The sequence below is a fragment of the Streptomyces sp. PA03-5A genome, from assembly GCF_033792725.1.
GTDB lineage: Bacteria > Actinomycetota > Actinomycetes > Streptomycetales > Streptomycetaceae > Actinacidiphila.
Genome location: NZ_JARAVL010000002.1, coordinates 374335 through 380793, shown reverse-complemented (window position 1 = coordinate 380793; position 6459 = coordinate 374335). Strand labels below are relative to the sequence as shown.

The 6459-nt window shown below is 75.2% G+C and carries 6 protein-coding genes and 1 pseudogene; 3 read left to right on the top strand and 4 right to left on the bottom strand.

What is annotated here, in order from left to right; all coding sequences use genetic code 11:
* From PV410_RS04330 to PV410_RS04320, 3 genes and pseudogenes are all read right to left on the bottom strand, one after another.
* Positions 1 to 506 (bottom strand): annotated as a pseudogene (locus tag PV410_RS04330) (aminoglycoside phosphotransferase family protein); the annotation flags it as partial.
* A 192-nt stretch (positions 507 to 698) separates the two neighbouring features.
* Positions 699 to 902, bottom strand: a complete 204-nt coding sequence (locus tag PV410_RS04325; RefSeq protein ID WP_018564248.1) for a hypothetical protein — start codon at positions 900 to 902, stop codon at positions 699 to 701.
* Positions 903 to 1165: 263 nt separating this feature from the next.
* The gene (locus PV410_RS04320; protein WP_499510833.1) at positions 1166 to 1408 is read right to left on the bottom strand and encodes a DUF8836 family protein; all 243 of its coding nucleotides are present in this window, start codon (positions 1406 to 1408) and stop codon (positions 1166 to 1168) included.
* A gap of 207 nt (positions 1409 to 1615) precedes the next feature.
* Between PV410_RS04320 and PV410_RS04315 the strand changes: the two genes are divergently transcribed.
* The 3 genes from PV410_RS04315 to PV410_RS04305 all read left to right on the top strand — a co-directional run bounded on the left by PV410_RS04315 (position 1616) and on the right by PV410_RS04305 (position 5611).
* A complete protein-coding gene (locus PV410_RS04315) occupies positions 1616 to 2851 on the top strand; it encodes a serine/threonine-protein kinase (protein WP_500322405.1) in 1236 nt (411 codons plus the stop codon).
* Between the two features lie 454 nt (positions 2852 to 3305).
* Positions 3306 to 4490: an acyl-CoA dehydrogenase family protein gene (locus PV410_RS04310; protein ID WP_500322388.1), complete on the top strand. Its 1185-nt coding sequence runs from the start codon at positions 3306 to 3308 to the stop codon at positions 4488 to 4490.
* A complete protein-coding gene (locus tag PV410_RS04305) occupies positions 4487 to 5611 on the top strand; it encodes an acyl-CoA dehydrogenase family protein (protein ID WP_500322387.1) in 1125 nt (374 codons plus the stop codon). The genes PV410_RS04310 and PV410_RS04305 overlap by 4 nt, the downstream gene beginning before the upstream one ends.
* Before the next feature lies 1 nt (position 5612).
* Here the strand turns inward: PV410_RS04305 and PV410_RS04300 are convergent, their stop codons facing one another.
* Positions 5613 to 6431 (bottom strand): TrmH family RNA methyltransferase, encoded by an 819-nt coding sequence (locus PV410_RS04300; RefSeq protein ID WP_499510839.1) that lies wholly within the window; start codon positions 6429 to 6431, stop codon positions 5613 to 5615.
* Positions 6432 to 6459 lie beyond the last annotated feature (28 nt).

The following is a 6459-nucleotide window of genomic DNA, read 5'->3' as shown; positions in this document are numbered from 1 at the left end:
CGCCAGGCGGCGAGCACCGCCGGGTCGCCGGCGCCGGCGGCGCGCATCCTCGCGACCGCGCCGGCCGCCCTGACGGGGCCGCGCATCTGCGGCCGCGGGCCGGGCAGCGCGGCCACCGGCACGGTGTGCAGACGGGCCAGGAGCGTGCCGGCCTCCGCCCAGGGTGCGGAGTCCGGGTCGTCGCGGTCGACCGGCTCGCCGAGGGGCCACAGGCTCACGGTGCGGCCGAGGAGCACGGCGCTCAACGCGCCGCCGTGGTCGGGCAGCGGCGCCGGGGGCAGCAGGACGCCGTCGAGCAGAGGATGGGCGGCCACGCGCAGCCGCAGGTCGAGCTCTTGCGGATCGGTGCCCGGGGCGTGGGCCTTGGCGACGAGGCGGCCGCCGCGGACGACGGTGGCGTCGGGCCGTTCGGCGAGCACGGCGGGCCGCGCCTGGGCGGGTACCCGCGAGGCCGCTGCCGCGACCGCCCCCAAGGCGTGCGTCAGCGGTGCTCCGCTGCTGGTCACTTGCTCCCCCATGCCCCGTGTCACCGGCCCACTGTGCGGCAGCGCGCCGCCCACTGGCAATGCCGGGTGTGATGCCCGGGTACCGCCACGGTACCCGGGCATTCATGCCGTCCGCCGTACCCCCGTCCCCACGGGGTTGGTTCACCGGTCCTCGCGGACCCGGACCGCTCTTCCGGGGCCGCGGGGCGTCTGTCAGCGCCCCATCAGACCAGCTACGGACGACGCCTGTGTGACCACTGCGTCCCAGCCCCCGAAGGCCACCGCGAGCAGCACCGCGAGCGGCAGCACCATCGCCACCGCCACCAGCGGATGCCGGGTGCCCGACGGGCGTATGCCGAAGGCGGCGATCCTGCTGCCGCGCGCCGGCCGCACCGTACGGCTCACCGTGTTCGCCATGGCCCTCTCCCGGTCGTGGTCCGTGATCATGCACAGTTGTCTGGGCGGCGGGCGTTTGACCTCGGGGGACGAGTGCTCCGCCCGCCGCTTGACCTCAACATTAGGCGCGGCGCCGGCGCCGGTCGTCATGCCCTCGTACCGCTTCCCTGGCCTCCCCGAGGATGACTCCGGGTCCGGTCGCGTACTCCCCTGGGTGGAGGGACCCGGCCGCACCCCCGGGACATCCCCGAGGGGATCTCCCGGGCGGGCGCGGACGGGGACCGTCAGCCCCGTTCCTCGTCCTCCGCGTCGCCGGTCGGCATGGGCTGCTCGACCAGGGCGAGGACCCGGGTGGCCATGAAGCGCGCGGTGCGCACCACGGAGCCGGACCGGGTGACTTCGCTCACTTCCACCACCCCTCGGCGGACCGCCGTTTCGACCCTGCGGCCCGCCCTGGTGGCGACCACTTCGTACGTCCTTGTCGTGTCGCCCGCGTCGACGACTATCTCCACGCGGTCACCCTTCATGGCGTCAATCCCCCTTGTCCGACGGACTGTTGACGGCATGACGAAATTCCTGGCCGTCAGCGGCCGGAATTTTCCCCACCCTTCAAGGATCCCATCCGGCACTGACAATCCGCCGCCCCGCGCGGGCGCGGCCTCGCGGCGCGACGGGCGGTCAGTCCGTAAGCTGTCGGCGTCAGACTGGCCAGGCAGGCAGCGGGGATGGACGACATGGCGATGATGCGGCTCCGGCGCGAGGACCCGCGTGTCGTCGGCTCGTTCCGCCTGCACCGGAGGCTGGGCGCGGGCGGCATGGGCGTCGTCTACCTGGGCGCCGACAAGCGCGGCCAGCGGGTCGCGCTGAAGGTGATCCGCCCCGAGCTGGCCGAGGACCAGGAGTTCCGCTCCCGCTTCGCGCGCGAGGTGTCCGCGGCGAGACGCATCCGCGGCGGCTGCACGGCCCGGCTGGTCGCCGCCGATCTGGAGGCGGACCGCCCGTGGTTCGCCACGCAGTACGTTCCCGGGCCCTCCCTGCACGACAAGGTCGCCCGGGACGGCATGCTCCCGGCCGCCGAGACCGCGTCCATCGGCGCCGCGCTGGCGGAGGGGCTGGTCGCCGTCCACGAGGCCGGGGTCGTCCACCGGGACCTGAAGCCCTCCAACATCCTGCTGTCGCCCAAGGGCCCCCGGATCATCGACTTCGGCATCGCCTGGTCCACCGGCGCCAGCACCCTCACCCACGTGGGCACCGCCGTCGGGTCCCCCGGGTTCCTCGCGCCGGAGCAGGTCCGCGGGGCGGCGGTCACCCCGGCCACCGACGTCTTCGCCTTCGGCGCGACGCTGGCGTACGCGGCGATGGGCGACTCGCCGTTCGGGCAGGGCAGTTCGGAGGTCATGCTCTACCGGGTCGTCCACGAGGAGCCGGACCTCACCGGTGTGCCGGACTCACTGGCCCCGCTGGTGTACGCCTGCCTCGCCAAGGACCCGGAGCAGCGGCCCAGCACGGTCCAACTCTCCGAGCGGCTGGCCGAGATCGCCGCCCGTGAGGCCCGCGGCCTCGGCGCGGCGCCGGGCCGGCGCGACATCGTGCCGAGGGCGTCCGGTCCGCGCGCCGAGCGCCCCACGGGCCCGCGGGCGCAGGCGTACGCGGACCAGCAGACCGAGCGGCGGACGGCGGCGGGCACGCCCGTCCCGCCGCGTACCCCGGCCTCCCCCCGTACGCCCGCCTCGCCGCGCACCCCGGCCCGGACGCCCTCCGGCCGCACCCCGGCCCCCCGTACGCCGGCGGGCCGCCGGCCCGTGGGTGCCGACCGCAGGCTGCTGCGGCAGCGGCTCATCGTCTTCGTCACCGTGACCCTCCTCGTCGCGCTCGGCATCGCCGCCGCCCAGGGCTGCCAGGGCCCCAGCCGCGGCATCGGCCTGCTGCCCGCGGCCGGCGCCGACGCGACGGCGCCGCACGCGCCGTAGGCCTGCCACCTCGTAGGCACGGCCACCGGGACACCGCCGGCCGCCTGTCCCGGTCCGGTCCGCGTCCCGGCCGCCCGGACCGCCGGGACCCGCACGAACCCCCCACGCGCCTGCGCCGCAGCGGCTGGGGGGACACGAGCGGTGGGTGCGGTGCCGATTGATGTGGGGCAGCGCCGCGAGCGCCGAGGCGGGGGTCCCCCCGGCCGAAGGCTGGGGGCGTGCCCCGGCGCGGCACCGACCCCACAACGACCGCGCGAGGGTCAGTGACCGCGCCGGATGGGGGTCCCCCCGGCCGAAGGCTGGGGGGAGGGAGGGCGGCGGGGAAACCCCCGACGCCAACCACAACGGCGCCGCACACGAGACGCGGTGCACCAGGGGGTGACGGGAGGGCGCCACGTGAGCTAGTTTCTAAGCGCTTGCTTAGGGCTACGCACACGCGGAGGGACGCATTCGCATGACGGTCACACCGGAGGAGCTGCGCGAGCGGGTGCGCGCGCTGCTGGCCTCTCACGATCCGGCGGCGACGGACCGCCTGGACTTCCTGCGGGCCAGGTTCGACGCCGGCCTGGCGTGGGTGCACTACCCGGAGGGCCTCGGCGGGCTGGGTGCGCCGCGCGCCCTGCAGGGGGTCGTGGACGCCGAGCTGACGGCCGCCGGGGCGCCGGACAACGAACCGCGCCGGATCGGCATCGGCCTCGGGATGGCGGCCCCCACCGTCCTCCGGTACGGAACCGAGGAGCAGAAGGCGCGCTTCCTGCGCCCGCTGTGGACCGGGGAGCAGGTCTGGTGCCAGCTGTTCAGCGAGCCCGGCGCCGGCTCGGACCTGGCGGGCCTGCGCACCCGCGCGGTGCGGGACGGCGACGACTGGGTCGTCACCGGCCAGAAGGTGTGGACGTCCAACGCCCACAACGCGCGCTGGGCGATCCTGATCGCCCGCACCGACCCGGACGTCCCCAAGCACCAGGGCATCACGTACTTCGTGTGCGACATGACGGACCCGGGCGTCGAGGTGCGGCCCTTGCGGCAGATCACGGGTGAGGCCGAGTTCAACGAGGTCTTCCTCACGGACGTGCGGATCCCCGACGCCCACCGCCTCGGCGAGGTCGGCGACGGCTGGCGCGTGGCGCAGACGACGCTGATGAACGAGCGGGTCGCCATCGGCGGCACCGCGCTCCCCCGCGAGGGCGGGATGATCGGCACCGTCGCCGCGACGTGGCGGGAGCGGCCCGAGCTGCGCACGCCGGACCTGCACGACCGGCTGCTGCGGCTGTGGGTGGACGCCGAGGTCACCCGCCTCACGGGCGAACGGCTGCGCCAGCAGCTCGCGGTGGGCGCCCCCGGCCCCGAGGGCTCGGGCATGAAGCTGGCGTTCGCCTCGCTCAATCAGCGCATCAGCGGCCTGGAGGTGGAGCTGCTGGGCGAGGACGGGCTGCGCTACGGCGAGTGGACGATGAGCCGTCCGGAGATCGTCGACTTCTACGGCCGCGACGCCGGTTACCGCTATCTGCGGGCCAAGGGCAACTCGATCGAGGGCGGTACGTCCGAGATCCTCCGCAACATCATCTCCGAGCGCGTCCTCGGCCTGCCCTCCGAGCCCCGTACGGACAAGGACGTCCCCTGGAAGGACCTGCCGCGATGAGCTCCGACCTGCTCTACTCCGACGTCGAGAACGACCTGCGCGCCGCGGTGCGCGGTCTGCTCAGCGACCGGTGCGCACCGGCGGACGTCCTGGCGCGCTGCGAGGGCGACGAGCCGTACGACGCCGCACTGTGGCGGACCCTGGCCCGGGAGGTGGGGGTCGCGGGGCTGCTGGTGCCGGAGAAGCTCGGCGGCCAGGGCGCCTCCGCGCGGGAGGCCGCGGTCGTGCTGGAGGAGCTGGGGGCCTTCGTGGCACCCGTGCCCTTCCTGGGCAGCGCCGTGCTGGCCACCGCGGCGCTGCTGGCGGCCGGCACCGCGGAGGCCGACGCCGTCGTGACGCGCCTCGCGGAGGGCGAGCGGACGGCCGCCCTGGCCGTGCCGCTGCCCACGGCGCCGGGCTCGGACGTCTCCCAGGGCGTGCGGGCCGACGCGGACGGCGTCCTCACCGGGCGCGTGACCAGCGTCGCCGACGCGACCGCCGCGGACGTGCTGATCGTGCCCGCGCACGGTCCGGACGGGCCCGGGCTCTACGAGGTGCGCACCGACGCGCCCGGGGTCGCCCTGTCCGTACCGGTGCCCCTCGACCTGACCCGGCCGATCGCGGACGTCTCCTTCGACGGGGCGGCGGCCCGCCGGCTCGCCGGGCCCGAGACCGCTGCGGCGGCCGTGGAACGGGCCCTGCTGACGGGGGCGGGGCTGCTGGCCTCGGAGCAACTGGGCCTGGCCCAGTGGTGCCTGGACGAGACGGTGGCCTACCTGAAGGAGCGTCACCAGTTCGGCCGGGTCGTGGGCTCCTTCCAGTCCCTCAAGCACCGGCTCGCGGACCTGTGGCTCGAGGTCGTCCAGTCCCGCGCCGCCGCGCGCAACGCCGCCGACGCGCTCGCGGCCGACAGCGCGGACGCCCCGGTCGCGGTCGCCATGGCACAGGCGTTCTGCGCACCGGTCGCCGTGCGGGCCGCCGAGGAGTGCGTCCAACTGCACGGCGGCATCGGCATGACCTGGGAGCACCCGGCCCACCTGCGGCTGAAGCGCGCCAAGGCCGACGAGATCGCCCTGGGCACACCCGGCCGCCACCGGGCGGCCCTCGCCGCCCTGGTGGACCTGCCGGCCGCGGCGGGCTGAGTCAGTCCCGGGGGCGGCCGGTCGCCACCGCGTAGAACGCGACCGCGGCGGCCGCCCCCACGTTCAGCGAGTCCACCCCGTGCGCCATGGGGATGCGCACCCACTCGTCGGCGGCCACCAGGGCGCGGGTCGACAGGCCGTCGCCCTCGGCGCCGAGCATCAGCGCCGCGCGTTCCAGCCGGTGCGGGGCGGCCTCGTCGATGTCGGTGGCCTTCTCGTCGGGGGTCAGCGCGAGCAGCTTGAAGCCCGCCTCCCGGACCGCCTCCAGGTCCCGGGGCCAGCTCTCCAGCCGGGCGTACGGGACGGAGAAGACGGCGCCCATCGAGACCTTGACCGACCTGCGGTACAGCGGGTCGGCGCAGTCCGGGGAGAGCAGGACGGCGTCCATGCCGAGGGCGGCCGCGCTGCGGAAGATGGCGCCGATGTTGGTGTGGTCGTTGACCGACTCCATGACGACGATCCGCCGCGCGTCGCCCAGCAGGGCCGCCGCGTCGGGCAATTGCCTGCGCTGCATCGAGGCGAGGGCGCCGCGGTGCACGTGGTAGCCGGTCACCTGCTCGGCGAGTTCGGGGCTGACCGCGTAGACCGGCGCCGGGACCTCGTCGATGACGTCCCGCATGACGTCGACCCACTTGGCCGACAGCAGCATGGAGCGCATGCGGTAACCGGCCTGCCGGGCGCGCCGGATGACCTTCTCGCCCTCCGCGATGAACAGCCCCTCGGCGGGCTCGCGGCGTCGGCGCAGCTCCACGTCGGTCAGCGACGTGTAGTCGTGCAGACGCGGGTCGTCGGGGTCGTCGATGGTGATGAGCTCAGCCACAGGGTGATACTGCCTTGTCCGAAGTGCG

Coding starts and splice junctions, on each gene's coding strand:
- PV410_RS04325 (WP_018564248.1), bottom strand. CDS start 902: ATGGCGAACACGGTGAGCCGTACGGTGCGGCCGGCGCGCGGCAGCAGG.
- PV410_RS04305 (WP_500322387.1), top strand. CDS start 4,487: ATGAGCTCCGACCTGCTCTACTCCGACGTCGAGAACGACCTGCGCGCC.
- PV410_RS04310 (WP_500322388.1), top strand. CDS start 3,306: ATGACGGTCACACCGGAGGAGCTGCGCGAGCGGGTGCGCGCGCTGCTG.
- PV410_RS04320 (WP_499510833.1), bottom strand. CDS start 1,408: ATGAAGGGTGACCGCGTGGAGATAGTCGTCGACGCGGGCGACACGACA.
- PV410_RS04315 (WP_500322405.1), top strand. CDS start 1,616: ATGGCGATGATGCGGCTCCGGCGCGAGGACCCGCGTGTCGTCGGCTCG.